Source organism: Rhodococcus sp. GQ147 (genome assembly GCF_059759155.1).
Genome location: NZ_JCAXDU010000008.1, coordinates 53,942 through 77,269 on the forward strand (window position 1 = coordinate 53,942; position 23,328 = coordinate 77,269).

A 23,328-nucleotide genomic window follows, 5' to 3' on the forward strand; every position below is an offset into this window, starting at 1 on the left:
CTCGGTGAAAGGCGGTCTCCCTAGGACTACCCCCGCCCGGCTCCCCGAACCACCTACCCCGGCAGGATGCGAATCCCCGTCGGTCGCCGGAGTGTTTGCCCTCGCCGGTAGTGGTGAACCCCTTGGTACATGAGCAGCACAGACGGTTCTGCCGATCCGTACGACGCAGCCGAAGATCCCGACGCCGATCCCGACAACCTCCTCTCCAAGGCTCCGCAGCAGCCCGACCAGGCGGAGGGCGAGGACGAACCGGACGAGACCGGCGATACCGGACGATCCTGACCGTTCGAAGAAGACATCGATGACCGAAACCGCCCACGAGGGACCGAATTCCGGCGGCACGGAAGCCGTTGAACTCGACAAGGAGGAGCACGACGAGATCGTGCAGGTGATGAAGCAACTCGAGGGCGCGGGAGCATCGAGTGCGGAGTTCACGACGTTGGTGAAGAAGTTGCAGGATCTTCTGCGCCACCACGCGAACGACGAAGAATCCGACCAGTTCCCGGCGTTGAGGACGCATCTCGGGCAGGACACCCTCGTGGAGGTCGGCACCAAGGTACAGGCCGCCAAGAAGCTGGCCCCGACCCGGCCGCATCCGTCCGCGCCGCATTCCGAACTGTTCCACAAGACCGTCGGACCGGGGGTCGGCATGGTGGACCGACTGCGCGACGCACTGACCGGACGCAATACCTGAGCGTCAGGACGGCGCGGCACCCCGTCACGCCGGGTCGGGTTCCTCCGGCGCGCCGTCCTGAGCGCTCGTCCGGGCGAAGAAGGAGATCCTCCCGTTCGTCTCGAGCACCGCGAGGTCGATGTCGGCGAACCGCCGGATGCCCTGTTGACGCGCGGCGGCCATGAGGTCGTCGAGGGACAGACGTCCCCGTTTCAGGTTCTGCAGGTCGGGAGCAACGGTTCGTGGCCGGGACCGCGCCCGACCATCCTGCCCGTGAGGATCCAGACGAACCGACCGTCCTCGTCGCCGAACCCGGTGCACGTGCAGACACGGCGGGCGACCCAGTCCTTGACGGGCCGGCGCCACCACGGCTCCGGAGCGAGGGTGGTGGCGACGAGCCCGGGCAGGGTCACGTTCGCCTCGCGATCGCGGCTCGGCCCGTCCTCGGCATCCGCCGCCGGACCCTTCGAATACCGCAGGTAGAGCAGCGGATCCGTCGCGACGTCGGCGAGCTGGTCGAGCGAGGTGATCAGCGGGATGTCGTCGGGATCGGGTTGGAAACCCCGCACGGACGTGTTCACCTTCGACTCCTTCTGCAGATCCCAGGGCGAAGTCGAAGGGTTCCCTGCCCACCGGCTACGAAACCCCGCACTGCGGTCGGGTCAGTAGGCGCCGTCGCTCGCGAGCACCGCGCGCACCGTCTTCACGACGATGAGCAGATCCTGCACCATCGACCAGTTCGCCACATAAAACAGATCGAGGCGGATGCGGTCGGCTTCGGACAGGTCGGATCGCCCGGAGACCTGCCACAATCCCGTCATGCCGGGTCGCACCAGGATGCGGCGTGGAACGAAGCCCGGGATCTTCTCACCCTCACCCACCGCGAGGGGACGCGGCCCCACGAGACTCATGTCGCGGGCGAGGACGTTGAACAGCTGTGGCAGTTCGTCGATGCTGGTGCGGCGGATGAACCGTCCCACCGGCGTGATCCGCGGGTCGCGGGCCGACTTGTAGAAGGTCGCGTCCTCCTGACCGGTCTGCGCGCGGACCGTATCGACCATCCGGTCGGCATCGACGACCATCGATCGGAACTTCCACATCCGGAAGACGGTGCCGCCCAGGCCGACGCGTTCCTGCCGATAGAAGACCGGACCGCCGTCCTGGAGTTTGATCAGCGCGGCGACCACAAGCATGACCGGCGCCGCGATCGTGAGAGCGAGGACCGCGCACACGAGGTCGAAGGTCGTCTTGGCGATCCGATGCGACCCGCGGTACTGCGGCTCCTCGACGTGCACGAACGGCAACCCACCCACGGGATGCATCGACAGTCGCGGCAGGGCGATGTCGGTGACGCCGGGAGCCACCACGAGATCGACGCGATACGGCTCGAGTTCCCATGCGAGCTCGCCGATATCACCGTTCCCCCAGTGCGTTCCGGCAGCGATCGCGACGGTGTCGGCGCCGGAGAGCTTGACGGCGTTGATCACGTCGGTTTCCGCACCGAGTACCGGGATCTCCTGTCCGGCGACGGTGATGGTGCGCCCGCTCTCCCCCGTGTACCCGGTGGTGCACACACCGACGACGCGGTATCCGGCCGAGGTGTCGCGGACGAACGATCCGACCATCGCATCCACCGCGCGTTCGGAGCCGACGACGAGCACCGAGGTCCGGAACTCGCCCCGCACACGCCGGCGTTCGATCGAACGACGGCACCATCGACGTCCGAGCGGCAGAACGACCAGGCCGACCGGCATGGCCAGCAACACGTAAACCCGGATCGTGTCGAGGTCGGTGGCGAACGAGTCGACGAGGAACGAGGCGATCGCGAGCAGACCGAAGGTCTGCAGGGTCGCCCTCGTGACGAGCCGGTACTCCTCCTCGCCGCTGCCCACGATCGGCTTCTTGCGAGTTCCGTTGAGTGCCAGAATCGCAAGCCACAGGCCGGCCACCACGATCGCCGAGGCGAGTCCCCGGGTCACCGAGGACCCCGGGTCGACCGGTCCACCGATCATCGTCCCGGCCCCCTGCGCCAGGACGACGGTCGTGACGACGATCGTCGTGTCGGTGATCGCCAGCGACCGGAGATAGGTGCGCTGCCATTGTCTGCGCGGGACACTTCCGTGACCGTCGCTCGTGTCGTGGGTCGGCGCGTTGCGGCGCGCCAACTCGGGTCCGATCCCCATACTTCTCCTGCTTGCCTACTCCACGCGAAGTGGCCCCGACAGCCAGATGAACGATTCGGTGATTATGTCCGTTTTCTCGAAGGAACGCGAATCCTGTTTCAGTGCAACGGATCACAGTGACGCGGGTGATTCCACCCTGAAGCGAAGAAGCTACGCGTAACTCGAATTACTTGTGCGCGTAGTTACTTCAGCAAAGAACACATTCATGAAGCGGCGACGAACGCAGCTCGGCCGGCGGCAGTGAGCCATGACGATCCCCCATCGAACCCCATCAGCAGGCCCCCGACCCGGGAGAAAGGTACAACAGAGACGAACCGGCGACAAGAGTTCGCCTACTCGTCGGTAGTATGATGTGAGTCACGCCGTTCCGATCCCCTCCCCGACCCAGTCGCGGATGTGCTGCCGGAAGTTTTCCGAGGACAGCGCGGCGACGGCCTCGTTACGGCCCTTCGGCACACCGTCGATCGCGGCGATGCACTCGGCGACCGCCTCCACCCTGTCCTCGCGGAAACACAACCCGTCGACCCCCTCGGCAACCGTCTCACCAGCACCTCCGAGCGCGTTGACGACCACACGCGCCCCTGCCGCACGTGCCTCGACGGGCATGATCCCGAAGTCCTCCACCGCAGGAAAGACGTAGACGTGGGCCTGCTGGTAGAGCGCGTAGAGCAGGGCGTCCGACGGTCGAGCGAGCACGTGGACCGGCACCGTCGCCTCGTCGGCGAGCTGCCGCAGCCGGCCCTCCTCCGGCCCCGATCCCGCGATCACCGCCGGCACCCCGGCGAGGTCGGCTGCCCGGATCACCCAATCCAGTCGCTTGTACGGCACGAACCTCGACGCCCCCAGCACGAAGGTCTCCGGAAGCCCCTCCAGCAGGGCGGATTCGGCGGCGGACAGTTCGTCACGCCAGTCGGGCACCGACGAGATGCGGGCCGTCTCGACGGGAGGGAAGATCACACGCGCCTCGACACCCCAGGCCTGCTCGATGCGGCGACGCACGAAATCGCTGTTCGCGGCGAAGTGTGCACCCTCCCGCGCGCGACGCCGATCGAGGGCACGCAACGGAGGTGCCGCGCACCGCACCGCGGCCGAGGCACCCCGATCGTCGAGTTCCGGATTCCACAGGTAGCGCGCCGGAGTGTGTACGTAGACGAACTTCTCGAATCCGCTCGGTGCGCCCCGGAAGGTCACGTGGTGGGCGAAACAATGCGAGCTGACCAGGGCGAAGTCGTACGAACCGGGTCGGCGACGCCAGACGTACGGCATGGCCGACAACGCCAGCGCCTTGCTCCTACGCAGGGGTGTGCGTGCCAGACCGCTCTCGTGCACCGTCCGCCCCGGATACCGGTCGGCGTCGTCCCACAGGCACAGGACGTCGGCGTCGGGAAAGGTGCGGACGAACTCGTCGAGAACCTTCTCCGAACCTCCGTCGCGTGCGATCCATTCGTGCACCAAGATTCCAGGCACAGCCATCCCTCCGAAGACCCCGAGCCGATCGGGAGGGTACTTTATGACCCTGCCGGCGCCGAGAGGTAACGGGTCGGCACAATCCCTCGATACGAATGCGTCCGAACGGCAAGACGATTCAGGGTCCGAGACGGGGCGGGAAATCACCCCCTCTTTCACCCCCTCGACAGTGGAGGTCACGGAGTGGATGTGCGACACGCGTCGTGGTTCGGCGACCCTGCGTCCCCGATCCTCGGGCACGTCCACCTTCCTGCCGACCGCCGCGCGCGCGGCGCGGTGGTGCTGTGCCCACCCCTCGGCAAGGAACACCTCGACACCTATCGAGGCGTCAAGGCTCTCGCCGAGCAACTCGCCGAGCGGGGACTGGCGGCAGTGCGCTTCGACTACACGGGCACCGGAGACTCGGCCGGCGATCAGGATTCGCCCGACGCGGTCGCGGCATGGCAGCGCAGCGTCGTCACCGCAGTGGAGACGGCCCGCGCGAGCGGCGCCGAGCACATCACCGTCGTCGGACTGCGCACCGGCGCACTGATCGCGGCGACGGCACTGCCCGAGTGCGGACCGGCCGACGCCGTCGTGCTGTGGGATCCGATCGTCTCGGGCCGAGCTATGTTGCGCGAACAACGCGCCCTCTACCGTCTCGCCCTCGGCGCCGACGATCCCGAAGACCCCCGGGTTTCGATCGTCGGCGGGGTTCTCGCCCCCGAAGCTGCCGACGCGCTCGGCGCCCTGAAGATCGATCCGAGGTCGCTGAACGGCACACGAACCCTGCTCGCGACCCGACCCACAGCCCGCGAGACCGCCGCGGTGTCGGCGCTCGCCACCGCACTCGGCGGTGACGAGCTCTCCCTCGACGCCCACGAATCCTTCGTCACCCCCAGCACACTCCACTCCGCGATCCCGACCGAGCAGCTCACCCGGATCGCCGATTGGGTAGTTGCGGGCGCGTCGGCCGCCACCCGCGAGGTCCACTTCCCCGAGTGCGGCCGCGCGGTCGTCGCGACCACCGACTCCGGGCTCCCGATCCACGAGAGCGTCGAATATCTCGGCCCGAACGAGATGTTCGCGCTGCGCACGCACGGGGTCGCCCCCGAATGGTTCGACACCGAGGGGTTCGGCACCGAGGGGTTCGGCACCGACAGGTTCGGCGCCCCGCGCCGGTCCATCCCGACGGTGTTGTTCTTCGGCACCGCCTACGAGCACCGACTCGGCCCGAGTCGTCTCTGGGTCGAGCTCGCACGCGAGTTCGCCGCGCACGGCATCTCCACTATCCGGTTCGACCGGACCGGGGTCGGCGATACCGGCACGGCACACGGGGCGACGCCCACGCCGCTGTACTCCGACGACTCCGACCGCGACGCCCTCGATGCTGTCGCCGCCCTCGGCATCGATCCGCAGGACCTCGTGGTGATCGGCCTGTGTTCGGGTGCGTGGTACTCGTCGTGGGTCACCCTCCGGGGTGCAGCACACTCCGCCGTGCTCGTGAACGTGATCCTGTGGTGCACCCACCGCCGGAAGTCGTTGCGCGCAGATCTCGGTCCGAACGCACCCGATGTTCCGGCGATCGCAACCCCGGCGGAACCGCAGACGATCTCCCTGCGAGCCCGCATCAAACCGTGGGCGCAGAAGTACCTGCCCTATCCATTGTGGCTGCTGCTGGGCCGAATCGGCGTGACCCAGGTTCCCGAGGTCGGGTTGGAGGCACTGCGTCGCGCGGGTGTGTCGACCACGGTCGTGCTGTCCGCCGAGGACCACCGGTGGTTCCTGACCCAGCGCGGAGAAGAAGGACTTCGCCGCCTGCGCCGACGGGGCTTCACCGGGGACATCCTCACCAGCGAGGTCGGTGAGCACAGCGGTCGGCAGCGGGACGGGCGCGAGTTCCTCCGCACGGCGGTCACCTCGACCGTGCTCTCCCGTTTCGGGTCCCGCACCGCGGATCCCGCTGCAGACGAGTACGTCTCATGACTCCTGTGCTGATACTCGCCGTTCCGGTCGTGCTCGTGCTGGGAGTGTTGCTCTGGCGACGACCCCAACGCGGGTTGCTGGCGATCGCCGCGCTCACGCCGTTCCACGGCCTGCTCGCGATCGTCCCCGGCGGTGAATCACTGTCGCCGTGGAAGGAGGGGCTGCTGCTCCTCACCCTCGCCGCGACCTTCGTCAGCCCCCACCGACGGCGGCTGCCGGCACCGTCCTATCCGTGGTGGCCGGCCGTGGTCGCATGGGTGGCAATCGGAGTCCTGTCGGCGTTGCTCGTCTCGGGGCTCGCCGGCATCATCGCCATCAAGATTACCTACTTCTACCTCGTCATCCCGGTGATCCTGTGGCGTGCACCGTTCGACGCCCGCGACCGCGACCACCTGGTGACGATCCTCATGGGCACGACGGCCGTCACCGCCGTCGTCGGACTCGCACAACAGGTGATCGGCGGTGAGCGACTCGCCGAACTCGGCTACCGCTGGGACGAGCATCTGCGCATCAGCGGCGGAATCCTGCGCAGTTTCAGCACGTTCACGACACCCTTCGCCTTCGGCCTGTTCGTGATGATCGGACTGATCGTGGGGTGCTCGGTCTCCTTCGCCGATCCGCACCGGCTCCGCAACAGACTGTTCCTGTGCGCGACACCGATCATGGTGCTGGGCATGGGTGTGACGATCGTGCGCGCCAGCTACATCGGTCTCGCCGTCGCATTGTTGTGGCTGGCGGTCCACCGCTACCGCACCCTGCTCCTCGGTTTCGGCGCCACCGCGGCGCTCGCACCGCTCGTCCTCTTCGCCGTGCCGAGTTCGATTCTCGCTCCACTGTTCTCCTCGTCGAGCCTCGGTGAGCGCGGGGACGGCTGGTCGCAGACCCTGTCGTCGCTGTGGGTGCACCCCTTCGGTCAGGGTCTCGGCGCGACCGGCTCGGCTGCCGCCGACACGGTGGCCCAGAGCAACCCGATGCTGTCGGAACTGTCGTACACGGCGGCCGTGCAGTTCGGGTTCATGCCCTATCAGCCCGACAACTACTACATGAAGCTCGCCGTGGAACTCGGCCCGATCGGCGTGTGGCTGTTCGTCCTCGTACTCGTGTGCGCCGCGGTCTCGACGCTGCGTGCATCCCGGGTGCTGAGCGGGCAGGACGCCGCACTCGCACTCGGGGTGAGCGGCACGATCGTCGCGGCGGCGGTCGCCTCCACCGTGGCGACCTATCTCGAGATCTTCCCTCTCGACGTCTATTTCTGGCTACTGTTAGGAACTGTCGGATGCGCACTGACGCAACACTGGTCACCTCACCGAAGCTCGCTCACCGCATCGGATTCGGCGCCCTCGCACTCCGTCCGTCCGGCAGTGGAGTCCAGACCTACGTCCGCGAGCTGCTGACCGCGCTCGACCCGTTGTTCCCCTCGGCTGCGCTGCGCGCGACGGTGCAGTGCGATGCCGTGGGTGAACTGCCCCCTCGCGTGACCCCGTCGGTACGACCGGTCGCCGACGGGGTGCGGCGGATGCTGTACGCCAAGATGCCCGTCCGCGGGGTCGACCTGTTCCACAGCCTCGACGTCGACCTGCCCGTCCTGTGTTCCGGTGTCACCGTCTCGACGTTCCACGATCTCGCCGTCTTCGACACCCCGTGGGCGTTCAGCAAGTACCGCGCCGCCGGTGAGCGCGCACTGCTGCGCGATGCCATGCGACGGGCCGACGTGCTCGTCGCGGTCTCGAACTTCACCGCCGAACGTCTCCACGCGCTGTGCGGCCGCGACGCGGCGGTCACCCCGCTCGCCCCCGCGGCGTGGGCGAAACCTCCCACTCCCGAGGAGATGCGGGACATCCACCGGGTCTACCGGCTGCCCGAACTGTTCGTCCTGCAGGTCGGCACCGTCGAACCCCGCAAGGACGTCGCGCTCGTCGCCGACGCGTGCCGTATCCTCGACGTCCCGCTGGTGCTCGCCGGAGCCGGATCCACCGGACCCCACGCACCGGCCGGTTCGATCGGTCTCGGTTACGTTCCCACCGCACACCTTCCCGCGCTGTACGCCGCAGCGACCGCCGTCGCATACGCCTCACGCTACGAGGGTTTCGGGTTACCGCCGCTCGAGGCGATGGCGTGTGGTGGGGCGGTGGTGACGAGCGCTGTCGGTGCACTGCCCGACGTCGTCGACGACGGAGCGCTGCTCGTCACCGAACACACCGTGACCTCGTGGACCGCGGCCCTGCGCGTCGTCGTCCACGACCGTGATACCGCGGATGCGCTGCGTACCCGTGGACGCGAGGTCGCCGCGACCTCGACATGGACGCGCACCGCCCAGCTCACGCGCGATGCCTACCGCTCCGCGGGCCTGAGAATCTGACGAGGCCGTCGCGTGGGTAGACATTCGCTGGCCGACCGGATGGCCGAAACCGTCGTGATGGAGCGGATCGTCGCGGCGCACGACCCCGGCGGTACTCTCCACGAACCGCAGACCCCGGAGCTCGACGGGCGGGCCGCGCGACGCAACACCGTCGTGATGCTCGGCAGCCGGTTGGCCGTCGCCTCGATGGGCTGGGCCGGTTCGATGATCGTCGCCCGCGCGTTGGCACCGGACGACTTCGGCAAGTTCTCCTTCGTCTTCGGCCTGCTCGGGTTGCTGTCCGTCGTCACCGATCTCGGCGTGGGCCGAGTGGTGCTCGCCAAGCTCGTCGAGTGCAATCCGTGGGAGGTCTCCTACGTCACCACCGCGTTCATCGCGTTGCGCGGTGTGCTCGGTCTGCTCGGGTACGCGCTGGCCATCGGGTACATGCTGCTGCTCGGATACTCGTCCGATGTCGTCTGGGCGACGGTGATCGCCGGTCTCGTCGTGGTGATCGCGACGCCCAACAACGCCCTGTCGGTGATGTACCAGAGTCGACTACGCATGGCGTCGGTCGCGGTCGCCGAGACCTTCGGCCAGCTCGCGCAGCTGATCGCCACCATCGCCGCGGTGCTGTGGAATCCGGTGCTGCTCGTGCTCGTCGTGCCGGCCGTGATCAACGAGGTCGTCGGCGCAGGCATCCTCGTGCGCGGCGTGCGAGCGGGCAAGGCCGGTCCCCTGCCCGCCGCACGTGCCCAGTTGTGGCGGTGGCGCGAGATGCTCGTCGAGGCCATCCCCCTCAGCATCGGTTTCGCTCTGCTCACCCTGCTGTCGAAGATCGACGTGCTGATGCTCGGGCGGATGGACACTTTCGACTCGGTAGGTCTCTACACCGTCGGATACAAGTTCGCCGACCTCCTGTCGATGGTGTCGTCGACCGTCGTGGGTCCGGTGACCACGCTGCTGGTCGCCACCTGGCCGGCGCAGAGCGAGATGTTCCGGCAGCGCACGCGGGAAGCGGCGATGCTCCTCGCGGTACTGGGCGCGACCGCTACCGCGGCCTTCTGGTCGTCGGCTGACGGCGTGCTGTCCCTCCTCTACGGCGAGCGGTTCGCCGAGGCGGCCGGCGCCTCGCGCATGCTGGTGCTCGGCAGCGCTCTGTCGATGCTCACCGAACTCGGTCTCATGGTGCTCATCGCGACCGGACGCCACCGCGTCTACCCGTGGGTGGCACTGGCCGCGCTCGCCGGGAACATCGGTGCGAACCTCGTCCTCATCCCCCGCATGTCGTTCGACGGGGCGGCGCTGGCGACGGTGCTCACCGAGGCTGCGATGCTCGTCGCGATCTGGATCGTGGTGGTCCGGAGCGTCCGGATCAGGGGTCTGTTCCCCTTCACCCAGACCATGGCGATCGCGATGCTGGGTGTTTCGGTGGCCGTGTGGATGTCGCTCTTCGCGGAACGCTACGATCTTCCCTGGCCCGTCACCGCTGTCCTCTCGGCTGTCTGTGTTCTGGCCGGAACCCATGTCCTTCCCATCACCGGCGGGCTCGGCCTCGCCGGTCTCGTCAAGTCCCGTTGAGGTTGCAGTGTCCCTTTCGCGGTCGATGCCGCGTCGCGTGTCGCGGTCCATGCCGCTCCGCGCCGTTCTCACCCTTGTCGGTGTGTTCGCTCTGTCGTGTACCCAGAGCACCGAGGCACGCGACTGCCGAACAGATCTGACCGCCGACAGTCTCGGGGTCGCGACGGGAGCCGGTCTCGACTCCCTCGACGCCGACGACCTCGACGCGTACATGTCGAAGGTCGCCGACAGCGGCGCCGGCTGGATCCGGTTCGACATGGACTGGTCGATCATCGAACCCGCGCGCGGACGCTTCGACTGGAGGGGCACCGACCGGGTCGTCGCCGCGGCCGACGCGCACGACCTGCAGGTGCTGGGCCTGCTCACCCACACTCCGCGCTGGGCGCGGACGTCGGAGGCCGACCCCGGCGATCCGCACGGGATGCCTGCCGACCCCGGCGAATTCGGGCGCTTCGCAGGCGACGTCGCCGATCGCTACTCGGACAGAGTCACGCACTGGGAGATCTGGAACGAGCCGAACCTGACGGCCTTCTTCACCCCGCAACCCGACGTCGGCGCGTACGCCGACCTGCTCGTGGCGGCGTCGGAGGCGATCCGCAACGTCGACCCCGGGGCGGTGGTGATCACCGGCGGCCTGTCCCCCGGCACCGACAACGGCTCCGATATCGCCCCGACGACCTTCCTCACGGAGTTGTACGATCAGGGCGTGTCGCCGGCCTTCGACGTGGTGGGCATGCATCCCTACAGCTATCCCGCTCTCCCGTCCGACGCCTCGACCTCCGACTGGAACTCCTTCTACCGCATGCGCGAGATGCGCACCGTCATGGTCGAGCACGGGGATTCCGACAAGCCCATCTGGGCAACGGAGTTCGGGGCACCGACGGGCACGGACACCGACGCGGTCGGGCCCACGGAGCAGGCCGACATCCTGCGCGACGGGATCACCGAGCAACGCGCGTTGGGCTTCGTCGACAAGCTGTTCGTCTACAGCCTCCTCGACCGGGGCACCGAGGTGGCCGATCGCGAACAGAACTTCGGGGTCCTCACACACGACGGGTCGCCCAAGCCGGCCTGGGACGTGCTGCGCACGGCCGCGGTCATTCCCGGCTGCCTCTGATCAGCAGCGGTTCGACGTGAGAGCATCGCGCGCCGCCAGGCGCAGGGGACGGACGAGGTCGGCTCCGAGATCCGCGGCGCGGAGGGTCCATCGGTGGTGCGGTCGCGAGGTGGGGACGGCGACGATCCGCCCCACCCGGTAGTCACCGTTCGACCACTGCTCCTTGAATTCCGATGTGCCGAGCAGATAGTCGAAGCGGTCGATGCCCAGCTCGTCGTGGCGGTCGGCGAGGTGGCGCTGCAGCAACTGGCCGGGCTGGTAGCGGCGTACCTCGGGATGGAAGCGGCTCAACCACATCTCGGCCGTGGTCCCGGTGCGGAACATGATCTCATGTGCCGTCCATCGGTCGCCGACGAGCAGGCCCACGATGAGCAGCCGGCCGGCGCGGGCCTCGGCGTCGAGCAGCGGCCGGGTGAACGCGGTGAACGGCGGCGCACAGAAGTTGTCGCGCCCGCTGTGTGCGTCGGCGGCCGCGGCGATCGCGGCGATATCGCGCCACCTCTGCGCGAGATGGTCCGGATCGCGCACCACTTCGACGGAGACCGGGGTGCCTTCGCGTTCCAGCGAGCGTTCGAGCCGAGACAGTGTTCTCAGTGTGCGCCGACCACGCAGCGATTCGGCGCCGGCACCGGTGGCGACATCGACGGTCAGGCACCGCTCGGTTCCGGCGATGTCGATGCTCCAGCGAGGCGAGGCATGCAGCATCTCGACGAGAGGGTCGGTGAGATCGACGTGGTCGAGTTGCAGTGCCATGTTCCGATCGGCGATGCCGTCGAGCAGGTCGGCGAGCGCGGCCTCGTCGGTCGCGAGGAAGGTTCCTATCGTGGCGAGGCCGTGAGCCGGGAGTCGTAGAGCGGTGACCCCGAGACGGGTGCGGGCGTGCAGGGGCGCGAGTCCGACGAGGCGCCCGTCGCGCCGGACGGTGCACACGGCCGATCGGCCGCGCCCCATCCGATTCCAGGCCAGTACGTAGGAGGGGCGGGTCGCGACGCGCCGACCCACCTCCTGGGCGAGATCGTCCCATTCCGCGGAGAGCCGGACTGCGGATGTTTCGTCGTGGATCTCGAAATTCACGGTGCGCATGCACCGGAACCTTCGGTCCACGAATCCCGCATCTTCCGGCCTCCTGCTCGTTACAGTGAATTCGCGGCGTCGGTCTGCCGCTCGCTCCACCGCAAGAATCGCAGGTCGGCGGCGCGACGTTACGACCGATGCCTGAATTGTCCGAATGATACATCAGGAGAGTCGATGGGTCGTCTCGCACACGTTGCACTGGCCACAGCCCTCTCGTGCACCCTCGCCGCACTCGCAGCGTGCGCTCCACCGCCCCAACCCCCTCCGCCGACCACCTGCGCGACCGACGACATCGGCATCGCCGCCGGCGCACCGCTGATGTATCTGCCGGACTCCGAACTCGACCGCGAACTCGACACGATCCGGGCGGTCGGCGCCCGGTGGCTGCGCGTGGACATCGACTGGTCGGTGATCGAACCGAACCGCGGACAACAGAACTGGTCGGTGCCCGACCGTGTGGTGGATCGTGCTCGGGCCCGCGGACTCGAGGTGGTCGGCATCGTCGCGTACACCCCGGCCTGGGCGCGCGTCGCGGGCGGCGGCGACACTCACGGATACCCCGCCGACCCGGCAGCCTTCGCCGGTTTCGCCCGGCAGGCGGCACAGCGCTATTCGACCCGCGTGACGCACTGGGAGATCTGGAACGAACCGAACCTGACGAACTTCTTCCGTCCCCGTCCCGACGTCGGCAAGTACGTCGAGTTGCTCGCCGCGGCCGCTCCGGCCGTCAAGTCCGTGCAACCGAATGCCCGGATCCTCAACGGCGGACTCGCACCGGCGGTGGACAACGGTTCCGACATCTCCCCCGTCACCTACGTGCAGCAGCTCTACGCGCGCGGGGCGCACCAGTACTTCGACATCCTCTCCGTCCACCCCTATAGTTATCCGGCACTGCCGTCCGATGTGAGCACGCAGAGCTGGAACACCTTCTACCGCATGCGTCTGATGCGCGACACCATGGTGCAGTACGGCGACGCCGCGACACCGGTGTGGGCCACCGAGTTCGGCGCCCCGACCGGCACCGCCTCGAACGCGGTGAGCACGCAACGGCAGGCCGACATCATCGCCGACGGTATCGCAGAGGCCCGCCGGCTCGGCTGGGTACAGAAGGTTTTCGTCTACTCGATGCGCGACCGCGGGACGAACCAGGGCGACGTCGAGCAGAACTTCGGGCTGCTCTACCAGAACTTCTCGGCCAAACCCTCACGCGCCGTGGTCGCTTCGGCGACCTCCGGATGCGCGGCCGCGAACGACACACTCGAGTCCACGAACACCCCGGCCGACGCGGTGTGGTGACGGGGTGTGCTGACGATCAGGCACCGAGCGCGTCGGTGATCCCGTCGAGGATGCGATCGAGGATCGGCCCCGACGTCGCGAAGTTGATGCGCAGGAAGTTGCGTGCGCCCGACCCGAACCGCACCCCACCGTCGGCGAGGACACGTCCCCGATCGCGGACGGTCGACACCGGATCGTCGATGCCGAGCGGCCCGGTGTTCAACCACGTCAGGTAGGTACCCTGCGGCAGGTGGTGCCGCAGATCCGGAATCCGTTCGCGCAGAACCTCGTCCACCCGTCGACGGTTCCGGTCGAGGACCTGCAGCAGGTCGCGCTGCCATGCACCGCCCTCGCGCCACGCGGCGAGCGTCGCGACCACGCCCGGCACCGAGACCGTCCCGTACAGGTCGAACGGCTCCGCGTCCCGGCGCTTCAACAGGGCCTCGGAGCCGTAGTGCACCACCGCGCACCGCATCCCCGCGAGATTGAACGCCTTGCTGGCGGAGGTGAGAGTCACCGTGCGGGCAGCGGTCTCCGGCCCGAGCGAGGCGAACGGGATATGCCGGTGCGGTTCGTAGATCAGTTCGGCATGGATCTCGTCGCTGACGACGAGCATGTCGAACCGTTCGGCGAGATCGGCGATCCGCTCGAGTTCCTCACGCGTGAGCACCCGTCCGGTGGGGTTGTGCGGGTTGACGAGCACCAGCACCCGCGGACGACGACGCGCCGCCAACGGCTCGAACACATCGAAGTCGAGCACCCACCCGTCGCCCCGGTCGACGAACGGAAAGTCGATCTGCTGCAGACCCATCCGTCGCACTGACGCGAGGAACGGCGGGTAGTTCGGTGTCTGGATCGCCACCGCATCGCCGCGCGTGGTGCTCAGGTGCAACACGAGCTGCAACGCCTGGATGAGATCCGTCTGCTCGCGCACGGCTCCGGGATCGGGTTCCCATCCGTAGCGCGTTCGCATGCGCTGTGCGAACTCCTCGCGCAGCGGCGTCCCGTGGGACCAGTCGGGATAGCCGAGATCGCTACGGTCGACCAGCTCGTGCAGCGCACGCGCGATCGGCGGTGCGACCGGGAAATCCATGTCGGCAACCCAGGCGGGGGCCAGCCCGTCGGCGGCCGCCCGTGCCCACTTGGCACCGGACCGCACCGACAGAGCATCGAAGTCGAGGTCGTCGAACCCGGGCACCCCAGGACCGCCGACCGAGAGGCGCTCGTCGCGGGTCATGGTGAGAGAATCGCACGGTTCGCGGCAGTACGCGCGGCGAAGTCAGGCAGCTGGTCGTTGGCCCGTGACGAAGAAGATCAACCGATCGGCGACGTCGACGGCCTGGTCGCCGAACCGCCCGTAGAAACGCGCGAGGAGTGCGGTGTCGACCGCGGTCCGGATGTCGCCGTCCCATTCGGGGCTCTCGAGCAGGGCGAGCAGTCGCGAGTGCACCGCATCGAGTTCGGTCTCGATGGCGTGTGTGCCCTTGATCGTCTCGAGGTCGAAGTCGGTGAACGCGTCGCGCAGGATCGCGACGATCTGCGCGGCGAGTTCGGCCATCCGGCGAAGATCGTCGCGCAGGAGGTCGTACACCAGCGACTCGGGATGGCGACGCCGTACGACCCGCGCGATGTGCAGGCTCAGTTCGCCCATCCTGGTGAGATCGCCCGTGATACGAACCGCGGAGAAGACCAACCGCAGGTCGGCGGCCACGGGACCCTGCAGGGCGAGGATCCGCACCGCTCGCTCGGCACAGTCGGTGTCGAGTTCGGCGATCCGTGCATCGAGATCGAGGGCGGCCTGGGCTGCGTCGAGATCGGTGTCGAACAGGGCGCGAGTGGCCAGGTCGAGCCCTTCGGCTGCGACCGCGGCGAGCTCACCGAGACGTTCGACCAGGTCGTCGAGCTGTCCTCGGAACAACTCCCTCATGTCTCGCTCCCTCCGTCGCCCGGTTCACGGCACGTGTACCCGGCTGGTCCTCTGTGCAGTCCTGGAGATGAGCCTAACGGCGCGCGTCGACGACACTCTCGGTGGCGACGTCCTCGGAGGGCGATGCGGAGCCCGCACCGTCGTCCATGCGGGCGAGATGAGCCTTGATCCATTCGGTGCTTCCCGGCGTCGCGGTGCTGTGCTGCGGTGTGCCGGCAATGCAGATAGACAAATCATTTTCCTCGTCGTGACGCCGATGTGCTCGGCTGCGCAGGCCAAACCCATCCCCTGGAGTGACCGCCATCACTATAGCCTGTCGGCGCGAAGCTTCAACTCGGGCGGGAACACGGTCAGTAGCGCGACGTCTCCCGAGATTCGCCGTAACCGTTCTGCTCGGGATGAGCGTGCCCGTCCCGGTAGCTCTGTTGGTCGGCGTATCCGTAGTCGTGCCCTTCGTCGTAGCGGTACTGCCGGTAGGCCGAATCCTGGGGCGGGACGAACAGCGACTCGGGTTGCGACGGCACCGGCTGCGGAGCCCGGTGACGGTCGTCGGGCACTGGTCGCGGTGCAGGCGCCGCAGGTGCAGGTGCAGGTGCGGGCTGAGGTGCGGCGGCCGGGACGGGAGCCGGGGGCTCGGGAACCGCCTTCACGGCCGTTTCGCGGCGCCGGGCCGGAAGCACGGGCACCAACTCGCGTCCTGCACCGAGCAGGACGAGACGCGTGGGCACCTCGATCTCGGCCAGGGCACGCAGTGTGTCCTCCGCCTGCGCTCGCTCCTCGGCCCCGGCCTGCAGCACGATCACGGCGAGCGCGAGCCCCTCGGTCTTCGCGCGGGTCCACCACTGTTCCCCGACTCCGCAGCACACGATCCGGTCGCGGGCATCGCCGAAGGCGTCGGTCTCGACGGTCACGCCCTCGCCGGTGAGGAGGAGGATGTGGTCGCCGAGCGAAGCGCGCTGTCCGAGCATGACGATCGTGTCGAGAGGAAGCGTCTCCCGATCGTCGCGCTCGATCTGCACAGCTGTCCGGTGGCGACGCGCGACCCGCCGGGCCCAGGCCGGGCTGTTCGACGCTCCGAAGCGTCCGTTCAGCGCGACCAGCAACTCGGCGACGAGGACGAACACGGCGAGAAAGGCGACCGCGGCCTCGGCGCGCGGCATCGGGGACACCTTCGTCCCGGTACCGGCGGGCATCGACAGCACCTGGAGGTATTCGAGGCTCGCGCCCGAGCGTGCCTGCCGGAGCTGCTCGAGCCGCGCATCGAGTTCGGCCTGCACCACCGGATCGGCTACGCCCTCCTCGTCGGTGGCGATACTCGCGGCGAGGTCGGCACGCAGACCGGCGACGACCGCGTCCAGCTCGGCGATGCGCGCGTCGAGGGCGACGCGATTGCGTTCGGTCTGCGCGCGGTCGAGCTGCGTGACGACCGTCTGCGCGAGCCGGTCGGCGTCGGCCTGCGAGTCGTCGCGGGCGGTCACGGTGAGCAGGGTGGGCGACGAGCCGTAGCCGACGTCGATCCTCGACGGCAGCTTCGCGGGGTCCTCGTTCGTCTCGGCTGCGATCGCGGCCACGACCGCCGAGTCCTGCGACAGCGCGACATAGGGAGCGATGAGCTGCCCGAGGGTCGCGTCGTTGCCGGACACGGATGCCGACGAGCGGATCTCCGCGACGAGCGACGACTCGTACACCCCGGGGCCGCTGTCACGGACGAAGAAGACCGCGACCGCGACGAGCGCGGCGACGAGTGCGGCGGGCACGGCCACGCGAGCGAGATCGCGGGCATGCCCCACAAGATCGACGGTGGGAGGAACACCGAGCTCACGACGCAGTTCGGCGTCGCGGATGCTTCGTTCGGACACGATGCACAGGCCTTTCGCTGTCGCCCCGGGGAGTGGGCACGTCGCCAGTGTGTCGCGACGAATCGGGCAAATGTTACCGACCCGAACGTCCGTCAGCTGCCGAGCAGCCAGCGCGGACGGGACCACATCTGCCAGGTCTCGGCGACGCGCGCTCCGGCCGCGAGATAGAGCGGGGTGACACGCGGCCTGGTGAGTCCGCACATCGCGACCGGGCCGCGCTGCGTGTGGGTGTGGGCGGCGCCGGCCCGGATCAGCCGGTTCGCGTATCCGCGACGTTGCCGGCCGGTGCGGGTGCCGAGCGACCACACCGTCCGGATCGGTCCGCTGTCGACGAGCAGGGTGCACGACTGCAGAGCTGCAGCCCCGTCGTCCGCATCCGCGTCGTCGAAGATCCCGATCACCTCGACGCCGGTGGTGCGGGCGACGACGTCGGCGTAGGCGACCGCGGCGGTCCCCGGGGCGATCCCGAAGGTCGCGGCGGCGAGTTCGCGGGCATGCACCATGTCGTCCTCGCCGAGAACCCGGAGGCCCGGATCGATCGGAGCGTCGTGGGCGACGAGGTAGGTCAGGTCCAGCGAACCTGCACACACCCAGCCGTGGTCGGCGAGAACCTGGGCGGCGCCGAGGCCGTCCCCGGCGAGCAGGACGATCGACGGGTGACCGGCCTCCGTCAGCGTCTCGTAGACATGCTGGGCGTGAGCGGTCACGTCGCCGCCGTGGACGAGCGCGAGGTTGTAGTCGGGGTCGGGGGCTGCGGTGATGCCGATCCACCAGCCGTCACCCTCGGACCAGTGGCCCCCGGACGTCAGCGGCCGCATACTCGCGCCGTACGCACGTCGCAGTTGCAGCGACGATGCGAGAACCGTCGCGATCGAGGCGGCGTCCACCCCTTCTCCTTCCACTGCCACAGAAATCGACCCCGGACCACATCTACAGGGTCGGCACGAAAACGGCATCGGCGGCACCCGATGGGTGCCGCCGATGCCGTCACGTGCGGATCGGAGTGTGGACTCCGATCAGAGGTAGGCGCCGATCAAGTCGCGCAGGAACTTGATCGCGAACTGGAGCGGGTCGACCGGCTCCGGCTGCGACTGGGGGGCCGGCGGAACATTGTCGGCCTGGGGCGCGGCCTCGCCCTGCGGTGCGGGCGCGGACTCGGCCTGCGGCGCGGACTGTGCCTGCGGAGCCGACTCGCCCTGCGGTGCGGACTCGCCGCCGCCGACCGTGACGGAGATGCCACCGGTGAAGGGGCGACCGGACGCGTCGAAGATGTTCTCGTACTGCGCACCCGAGGCGTCCTGGCAGCCCCAGAAGACGTTGTAGGTGCCGTCGGTGATCGACTCCGGGCCGGCCTGCGAGGGTGCGCCGTCCTTGATGTACAGCGCGCTCGAGGTGCTTGTGTTGGTCACCGAGAAGCTCGTGCCGGCGGGCTGCGCGTCGATGCGACCCGACGGATCGGCCGTGTCGACGGTGCCCGGCTTCAGGACGTAGGTGACGCAGGTGACGCCGCGGTCGACGTCGGCGCGCGTCAGATCGAAGTCGACGACGATGGCGCCGTTCTCCGCCTTCGCCGAGACGCTCGGACCCGCAGCGGACGAGACGCCCGGAACGACCAGTGCCAGCAGTGCGGCACCGGAGGCCGCGACTGCAGCCTTCTTCGCAACAGAATTCATCGATTTTCCTCCCCGTGTTTCGATGTCGGCGACCACTTTCGTGAGCGGCACGCCGTCGACCGTGCCCGACGCGCGTAGAACGCGGGCACATATACGAGAACGTTACCGCTAGATGTCGTTGCTGTCGCGACGAGGTGGGGCATCGGCCCGGGCGGCCCGATCCACATGCCCGAGATCACGATCCGGCTCCACGAGATCACGCACTCGCTGCTCGAGCACGACGGTCTCGGGAAAACCCTTGCCCTCCTTGCGGTCCCACACGACCGTGTTGTCGACAACGATGCGGAACACTCCCCCCGTCTCAGGAACGAGCGCGACCTCGCCGAGAGCGGTACCGAAGGTATTCAGCATTTCCTGCGCCATCCATCCGGCGCGCAGCAGCCACTTGCACTGCGTGCAATAGGTGATCGCGACGCAGGGAGCCTGCTCGGTCATGAGCGACAGGATATCTCCGCCGGAAACAGGCCCGAGAATAGGTGAAGCCCCGGCAATCGTGGTGGTGGATCAGCCGGGGCTTCTGCACGGACCGGCGATGGGGGGTAGCCGACCCGTGCGGCCGTCCTCACATGGGGGACAGGAGGACGACGCGGAACCGAGTCTAGACACGAGAAATTGTTACTCGCGAGTATCGCGCAGGCGGACGTCCGGCGTGTCAGGAAGCGACGGGAGGATTCGCAGGATCGCGCTGCTCCCGCTGCATCTCGACGAGCTGTTCCTCCCTCTCGGAGACGAACAGGAACCGACCGACCGCGAGCGCGCCGAGAGCCGAGAGGCCCAGCCACGCCGCCAGCGCCGATGCGATCCACACCCACATGGCTCACAGTGTGCGCGAATCCGCCGGGAACACCAAACATCGGCGATCACAACATGGTTGCAAAAGCAATACTCGAGGCCGCCTCACGATGTGACGCCCGTCGCCCACAAGGCGTTCACCATGGCCGGCAACGTGACTTCGATGTCGTGGCGCTCCTCCACCCGGCGACGCGCGGTGACGGCAATGTCGTTCCGCAGGTCGGGATCGGACATCAGTCGCCGCAACGCCTCTGCCAGAGCCTTCGCATCGCCGGGCGGAACGAGCAGTCCCGCGCCGTCGGCCAGATGCTCGGCGGTCCCTCCGTGATCGGTGCCGACGACGGGCACACCGTGCGCCATCGCCTCCAGTGCGACCAGCGGCCCCGCCTCCGGCGAGGTGCTCGCGGAGACCATCACGTCCCACACCGCGAAGACCTCGGCGGGATCGACCCGACCCAGGAACGACACTCGTCCGCGCAGGTCGGGGGCGTGTGCGCGACGCCGCAGTTCGTCGAGGAAGGCTTCGTCGCCGGGGAACGGTTCCCCCGCCACATCGAGACGGATCCCGGGCACCTCGGCCACCGCCTCGAGAAGGACGCGGTGTCCCTTCCATTCCGTCACCGACGCGAGGATGCCCACCCGCACGGTCGAGGCATCGGGAGTCGAGTCCTCGGGAGATGTCGACCGGGACGGAACAGGCGGGATCGGGACGCCGTGCGGTGCGACGACCACCGGATATCCGCATTCACGGACCGGCACGGCCGAGGCCCGCGAGACGGCGACCGCTCCACCCACGGCACCCCTGCCCATCCGGGCGACGATGCGCTGCTTACGGGAGGACAGAGTGTCGTGCACCAGCCACCCGGTACGTTCACGGTGGGACGTGCCGAGCACGGCGAGCCGCAGGGACGGCAATGCGAACAACGAGTTGCACACGACCCGCGGCCGCTCCGCGGAGAGCACGCGACGGAGCCTGCGCGCTCCCACCAGCCACCGCACCGGAAGACCCGCCAGGCCCGCGATCCGCCCGACTCCCCTCTGACCCCACATGCCCAGCCGGGGCAACCGGACACGGACGCATCCGGCCGGGAGGGCTTCGGCGAGCGGCCCGTCAGGGCACGCCACCACGACCCGACGCCCCTGCGCGAGAGCGACGTCGACGAGCATCAACATGACCTTCTCGGCACCCGACCGCTCACCGGTGTGCGCGACGAACAACAGCGGATCGCTCACGGCGCCGCAACCGTCCGATCCCTCGCTGCTTCCGCCACGGGGCCTCCTGATTCGTCCGCTTCGAGTCGTCGGCTGAAATCGAGGCCGGCCGTCGTTCCGTTACAACAGCGCAACGTCACACCGAATTGTCGCCGCGTCTGCAATATTCTCGTGATCGGACGCAATACGCTGCTCGAGTGACATCGCCCAGAACCGGTCGCCGTTCCCGTCGCACCCTCGTGCTGGCTCTTGCCGCCTCGATGACGTTGTGCGCGAACCCGCTTACCGCTGCAGCACAGGATCTCGAACCGATGGAACCGACTCCTCCGGGCGAGGTCGCATTCCCGACCCGCAATCTCGGGCTCGGGCCGAACATCGAATTCCGTGGCAATTCCGATGTCGTCACACTCGCATTTCCTGTCCCGGCCGGAAATACTCCCGCCTTCCTGGACACCACCGCCGAACTGCCCACGAATGTCGCGCGCGGATGGATCGACGTCGTCTCGGACGGGCGCCTGCTCACCCGCGTGGAACTGCCGCCCGGTGGCGCCATCGTGCCCCTGACGATTCCGCTCGCCGGGGCGAAGGTGGAGAACGGCGCCGCGGTGGTCTCGCTCGATCTGCACCTGGTCGCCGTCGACAACATCTGCCCCGACGACTGGACGCTGGGTTCGGTACGTCTGCGCGACGGTCTGGTCCGGTACGCGGGCACACCCGCGGCGCCGCAAGCGGTCGCCGACTACCTCCCGCCGGTCCTCGATCGCCTCGAGTTGTATCTGGCCGAGGACCCCACGGACGCCGAAGCGGGCGTCGCCCTCGACCTCGCAGCGACCGTGAGCGCCCGGTATCCCGGGCGGCAGGTGCCCGTGGACGTACGTGAACTCCCGGCGAACGGCGTACCCCCCGCAGCCGACACCCCGCTCGTCCGGCAGATCGTCGTCAGCGAGGGCGACCAGACGGGTGCGGAGGTCGTGCCGGTGCCCGACGGGCCGCCCGCCCTGTACGTCCGAGGCGACGCCCAGACCCTCCTCGACCAGGTAGGCCTGGTGAACAGCATCCTGTCCGGTCTTGCCGTCGGTTCCGACGTCGCCGTCGGCACCTTCGACGTCCCGCCCATCCTCGCTCCGGACTCGACCACCCTGTACGACCTACGAGTGTCCGACCTCGAGACGAGCGGTCTCGGCCTCGCCGACGTACACCTCTTCCTCGACCAGACCGAATTCGGGCGGCCGGTGCGCGATGTGCGCATCGACCTACAGGGCACCTACACCCCGCTCCCCGCCACCCAGGGCGGGTCGATCACCGTCTCCGTCGGCGACATCATGCTCGATTCGTGGGCCGCCGACGCGAGCGGCGTCATCGACCGTGTCGTCACGGTTCCGAACTCGGCCCTCGGGCGGCTCACCGACATCAGTGTCGAACTCCGCACCACCGGCGCGCAGCAGCAGTGCGGTCTGCAGCAACCCGTCACCCTGCGCATCGACGGCGGCAGTCGTGTCTTCAGCACCCTCGCGGATCCGCCGCTGCCCGTCGGCTTCCCGTCGCTGCCCCAGACGCTGATGCCGAAGGTCGACGTCGCCACCTCCGATCGCAGCCTCGTCGACGTCGCCCGTGCCGTCGAGCTCGTCGCCGGGCTCCAGTCGCTCACCAGCCGTCCGCTCGACCCCGAATGGGTGACGATCGACGAAGCGCTCGCCTCGTCGGGACCGGCAGTGATCGTAGCCGCGAACGGTCTCCTGCCCGAAGATCTGCAGTCGCAGCTGCCGCTCGTCCGCACCGAGGACCGCCGATTCGAGGTCCGCAACGCCGACGGCGAGAGCACCAGCCTCACTTTCGGCACCGAGGTGGACTTCGCCTCGTTGCAGGTCGTGCGGGACGACGGACGCACCGTGCTGGTCGCCACGTCGACCGGTGCTCCCGAGGAACTCGATCGGACGCTCGACTGGCTCTCCGCCGAGCCCGGTCGCTGGTTCGAACTCGAGGGCAGCGTGCTGTTCACCGCGCCCGACCGCGAACCGATCACCCTCATCGATCCCCACACCCGGGACGACGACGTCGACGCGGCGTCGTCGGAATCGGACAGCACGGTGACCGCAGTGGTCGTCGCGGGGGTCGTCCTGCTCGTCGTCGGTGCGGCGGGCGCCGCGGTGTGGTCGCTCACCCGTCGGCGCCGTCCGCAGTCGCGGTGAACA

General features: G+C 68.5%; 22 protein-coding genes and 1 pseudogene. 9 read left to right on the forward strand and 14 right to left on the reverse strand.

What is annotated here, in order from left to right:
- Positions 1 to 129: 129 nt before the first annotated feature.
- Positions 130 to 282, forward strand: a complete 153-nt coding sequence (locus AC6CID_RS11370; protein ID WP_019290944.1) for a hypothetical protein — start codon at positions 130 to 132, stop codon at positions 280 to 282.
- 19 nt (positions 283 to 301) lie between these two features.
- Entirely contained in the window at positions 302 to 694 is a 393-nt protein-coding gene (locus AC6CID_RS11375; protein ID WP_387396966.1) for a hemerythrin domain-containing protein, read from the forward strand.
- Positions 695 to 718: 24 nt separating this feature from the next.
- On the opposite strand, the pseudogene AC6CID_RS11380 reads toward AC6CID_RS11375, so the two are convergent.
- The 4 genes and pseudogenes from AC6CID_RS11380 to AC6CID_RS11395 all read right to left on the reverse strand — a co-directional run.
- Positions 719 to 904, reverse strand: a pseudogene (locus AC6CID_RS11380) (YetF domain-containing protein); the annotation flags it as partial.
- Positions 886 to 1,254 (reverse strand): DUF6098 family protein, encoded by a 369-nt coding sequence (locus AC6CID_RS11385; RefSeq protein WP_498353972.1) that lies wholly within the window; start codon positions 1,252 to 1,254, stop codon positions 886 to 888. The gene AC6CID_RS11385 and the pseudogene AC6CID_RS11380, both read right to left, overlap by 19 nt.
- A gap of 81 nt (positions 1,255 to 1,335) precedes the next feature.
- Positions 1,336 to 2,856: a sugar transferase gene (locus AC6CID_RS11390; protein ID WP_019290937.1), complete on the reverse strand. Its 1,521-nt coding sequence runs from the start codon at positions 2,854 to 2,856 to the stop codon at positions 1,336 to 1,338.
- Positions 2,857 to 3,213: 357 nt separating this feature from the next.
- Entirely contained in the window at positions 3,214 to 4,329 is a 1,116-nt protein-coding gene (locus AC6CID_RS11395) for a glycosyltransferase (protein ID WP_498353973.1), read from the reverse strand.
- Between the two features lie 177 nt (positions 4,330 to 4,506).
- Between AC6CID_RS11395 and AC6CID_RS11400 the strand changes: the two genes are divergently transcribed.
- From AC6CID_RS11400 to AC6CID_RS11420, 5 genes are read left to right on the forward strand one after another with little or no spacing between them, the layout of a single operon-like run.
- Positions 4,507 to 6,288, forward strand: a complete 1,782-nt coding sequence (locus AC6CID_RS11400; protein ID WP_498353974.1) for an alpha/beta fold hydrolase — start codon at positions 4,507 to 4,509, stop codon at positions 6,286 to 6,288.
- A complete protein-coding gene (locus tag AC6CID_RS11405; RefSeq protein ID WP_139192937.1) occupies positions 6,285 to 7,682 on the forward strand; it encodes an O-antigen ligase family protein in 1,398 nt (465 codons plus the stop codon). The genes AC6CID_RS11400 and AC6CID_RS11405 overlap by 4 nt, the downstream gene beginning before the upstream one ends.
- Positions 7,565 to 8,647 carry a glycosyltransferase family 4 protein gene (locus tag AC6CID_RS11410; RefSeq protein WP_498353975.1) on the forward strand — a complete coding sequence of 361 codons (1,083 nt, stop codon included), beginning with the start codon at positions 7,565 to 7,567 and terminating at the stop codon, positions 8,645 to 8,647. Before AC6CID_RS11405 ends, AC6CID_RS11410 begins: the two co-directional genes overlap by 118 nt.
- A 12-nt stretch (positions 8,648 to 8,659) precedes the next feature.
- A complete protein-coding gene (locus tag AC6CID_RS11415) occupies positions 8,660 to 10,207 on the forward strand; it encodes a flippase (RefSeq protein WP_498353976.1) in 1,548 nt (515 codons plus the stop codon).
- 7 nt (positions 10,208 to 10,214) lie between these two features.
- Entirely contained in the window at positions 10,215 to 11,324 is a 1,110-nt protein-coding gene (locus tag AC6CID_RS11420) for a GH39 family glycosyl hydrolase (protein WP_498353977.1), read from the forward strand.
- On the opposite strand, the gene AC6CID_RS11425 is transcribed toward AC6CID_RS11420, so the two are convergent.
- Positions 11,325 to 12,407: a GNAT family N-acetyltransferase gene (locus AC6CID_RS11425; protein WP_498353978.1), complete on the reverse strand. Its 1,083-nt coding sequence runs from the start codon at positions 12,405 to 12,407 to the stop codon at positions 11,325 to 11,327.
- A gap of 165 nt (positions 12,408 to 12,572) precedes the next feature.
- Here AC6CID_RS11425 and AC6CID_RS11430 point away from each other — a divergent pair, with 165 nt between their 5' ends.
- Positions 12,573 to 13,694, forward strand: a complete 1,122-nt coding sequence (locus AC6CID_RS11430; RefSeq protein WP_498353979.1) for a GH39 family glycosyl hydrolase — start codon at positions 12,573 to 12,575, stop codon at positions 13,692 to 13,694.
- 16 nt (positions 13,695 to 13,710) lie between these two features.
- Here the strand turns inward: AC6CID_RS11430 and AC6CID_RS11435 are convergent, their stop codons facing one another.
- The 9 genes from AC6CID_RS11435 to AC6CID_RS11475 all read right to left on the reverse strand — a co-directional run bounded on the left by AC6CID_RS11435 (position 13,711) and on the right by AC6CID_RS11475 (position 21,157).
- Complete coding sequence (locus tag AC6CID_RS11435; protein ID WP_387396991.1) at positions 13,711 to 14,910, reverse strand: MalY/PatB family protein; 1,200 nt, start codon at positions 14,908 to 14,910, stop codon at positions 13,711 to 13,713.
- A gap of 42 nt (positions 14,911 to 14,952) precedes the next feature.
- Positions 14,953 to 15,600, reverse strand: coding sequence for a phosphate signaling complex PhoU family protein (locus AC6CID_RS11440; protein ID WP_006552625.1), 648 nt, complete (start codon positions 15,598 to 15,600; stop codon positions 14,953 to 14,955).
- A gap of 73 nt (positions 15,601 to 15,673) precedes the next feature.
- The gene (locus AC6CID_RS11445; RefSeq protein WP_153811627.1) at positions 15,674 to 15,832 is read right to left on the reverse strand and encodes a hypothetical protein; all 159 of its coding nucleotides are present in this window, start codon (positions 15,830 to 15,832) and stop codon (positions 15,674 to 15,676) included.
- A 118-nt stretch (positions 15,833 to 15,950) separates the two neighbouring features.
- A complete protein-coding gene (locus AC6CID_RS11450; protein WP_498353980.1) occupies positions 15,951 to 17,459 on the reverse strand; it encodes a hypothetical protein in 1,509 nt (502 codons plus the stop codon).
- A gap of 92 nt (positions 17,460 to 17,551) precedes the next feature.
- Positions 17,552 to 18,346, reverse strand: coding sequence for a hypothetical protein (locus AC6CID_RS11455; protein WP_006552627.1), 795 nt, complete (start codon positions 18,344 to 18,346; stop codon positions 17,552 to 17,554).
- Positions 18,347 to 18,475: 129 nt separating this feature from the next.
- Entirely contained in the window at positions 18,476 to 19,132 is a 657-nt protein-coding gene (locus AC6CID_RS11460) for a hypothetical protein (RefSeq protein ID WP_039584983.1), read from the reverse strand.
- 108 nt (positions 19,133 to 19,240) lie between these two features.
- Entirely contained in the window at positions 19,241 to 19,567 is a 327-nt protein-coding gene (locus AC6CID_RS11465; protein WP_450150995.1) for an Rdx family protein, read from the reverse strand.
- A 217-nt stretch (positions 19,568 to 19,784) separates the two neighbouring features.
- Positions 19,785 to 19,946, reverse strand: a complete 162-nt coding sequence (locus AC6CID_RS11470) for a hypothetical protein (protein WP_019290926.1) — start codon at positions 19,944 to 19,946, stop codon at positions 19,785 to 19,787.
- 83 nt (positions 19,947 to 20,029) lie between these two features.
- Positions 20,030 to 21,157, reverse strand: coding sequence for a glycosyltransferase family 4 protein (locus tag AC6CID_RS11475; protein ID WP_498353981.1), 1,128 nt, complete (start codon positions 21,155 to 21,157; stop codon positions 20,030 to 20,032).
- Positions 21,158 to 21,333: 176 nt separating this feature from the next.
- Here AC6CID_RS11475 and AC6CID_RS11480 point away from each other — a divergent pair, with 176 nt between their 5' ends.
- A complete protein-coding gene (locus tag AC6CID_RS11480) occupies positions 21,334 to 23,325 on the forward strand; it encodes a hypothetical protein (protein ID WP_498353982.1) in 1,992 nt (663 codons plus the stop codon).
- Positions 23,326 to 23,328 lie beyond the last annotated feature (3 nt).

Excerpts from the sequence above, each read along its gene's own strand:
- AC6CID_RS11410 (WP_498353975.1), top strand. The coding sequence starts at position 7,565 with ATGCGCACTGACGCAACACTGGTCACCTCACCGAAGCTCGCTCACCGC.
- AC6CID_RS11370 (WP_019290944.1), top strand. The coding sequence starts at position 130 with ATGAGCAGCACAGACGGTTCTGCCGATCCGTACGACGCAGCCGAAGAT.
- AC6CID_RS11435 (WP_387396991.1), bottom strand. The coding sequence starts at position 14,910 with ATGACCCGCGACGAGCGCCTCTCGGTCGGCGGTCCTGGGGTGCCCGGG.
- AC6CID_RS11375 (WP_387396966.1), top strand. The coding sequence starts at position 302 with ATGACCGAAACCGCCCACGAGGGACCGAATTCCGGCGGCACGGAAGCC.
- AC6CID_RS11430 (WP_498353979.1), top strand. The coding sequence starts at position 12,573 with ATGGGTCGTCTCGCACACGTTGCACTGGCCACAGCCCTCTCGTGCACC.
- AC6CID_RS11460 (WP_039584983.1), bottom strand. The coding sequence starts at position 19,132 with ATGAATTCTGTTGCGAAGAAGGCTGCAGTCGCGGCCTCCGGTGCCGCA.
- AC6CID_RS11390 (WP_019290937.1), bottom strand. The coding sequence starts at position 2,856 with ATGGGGATCGGACCCGAGTTGGCGCGCCGCAACGCGCCGACCCACGAC.
- AC6CID_RS11465 (WP_450150995.1), bottom strand. The coding sequence starts at position 19,567 with ATGACCGAGCAGGCTCCCTGCGTCGCGATCACCTATTGCACGCAGTGC.
- AC6CID_RS11395 (WP_498353973.1), bottom strand. The coding sequence starts at position 4,329 with ATGGCTGTGCCTGGAATCTTGGTGCACGAATGGATCGCACGCGACGGA.
- AC6CID_RS11425 (WP_498353978.1), bottom strand. The coding sequence starts at position 12,407 with ATGCGCACCGTGAATTTCGAGATCCACGACGAAACATCCGCAGTCCGG.
- AC6CID_RS11470 (WP_019290926.1), bottom strand. The coding sequence starts at position 19,946 with ATGTGGGTGTGGATCGCATCGGCGCTGGCGGCGTGGCTGGGCCTCTCG.
- AC6CID_RS11440 (WP_006552625.1), bottom strand. The coding sequence starts at position 15,600 with ATGAGGGAGTTGTTCCGAGGACAGCTCGACGACCTGGTCGAACGTCTC.
- AC6CID_RS11405 (WP_139192937.1), top strand. The coding sequence starts at position 6,285 with ATGACTCCTGTGCTGATACTCGCCGTTCCGGTCGTGCTCGTGCTGGGA.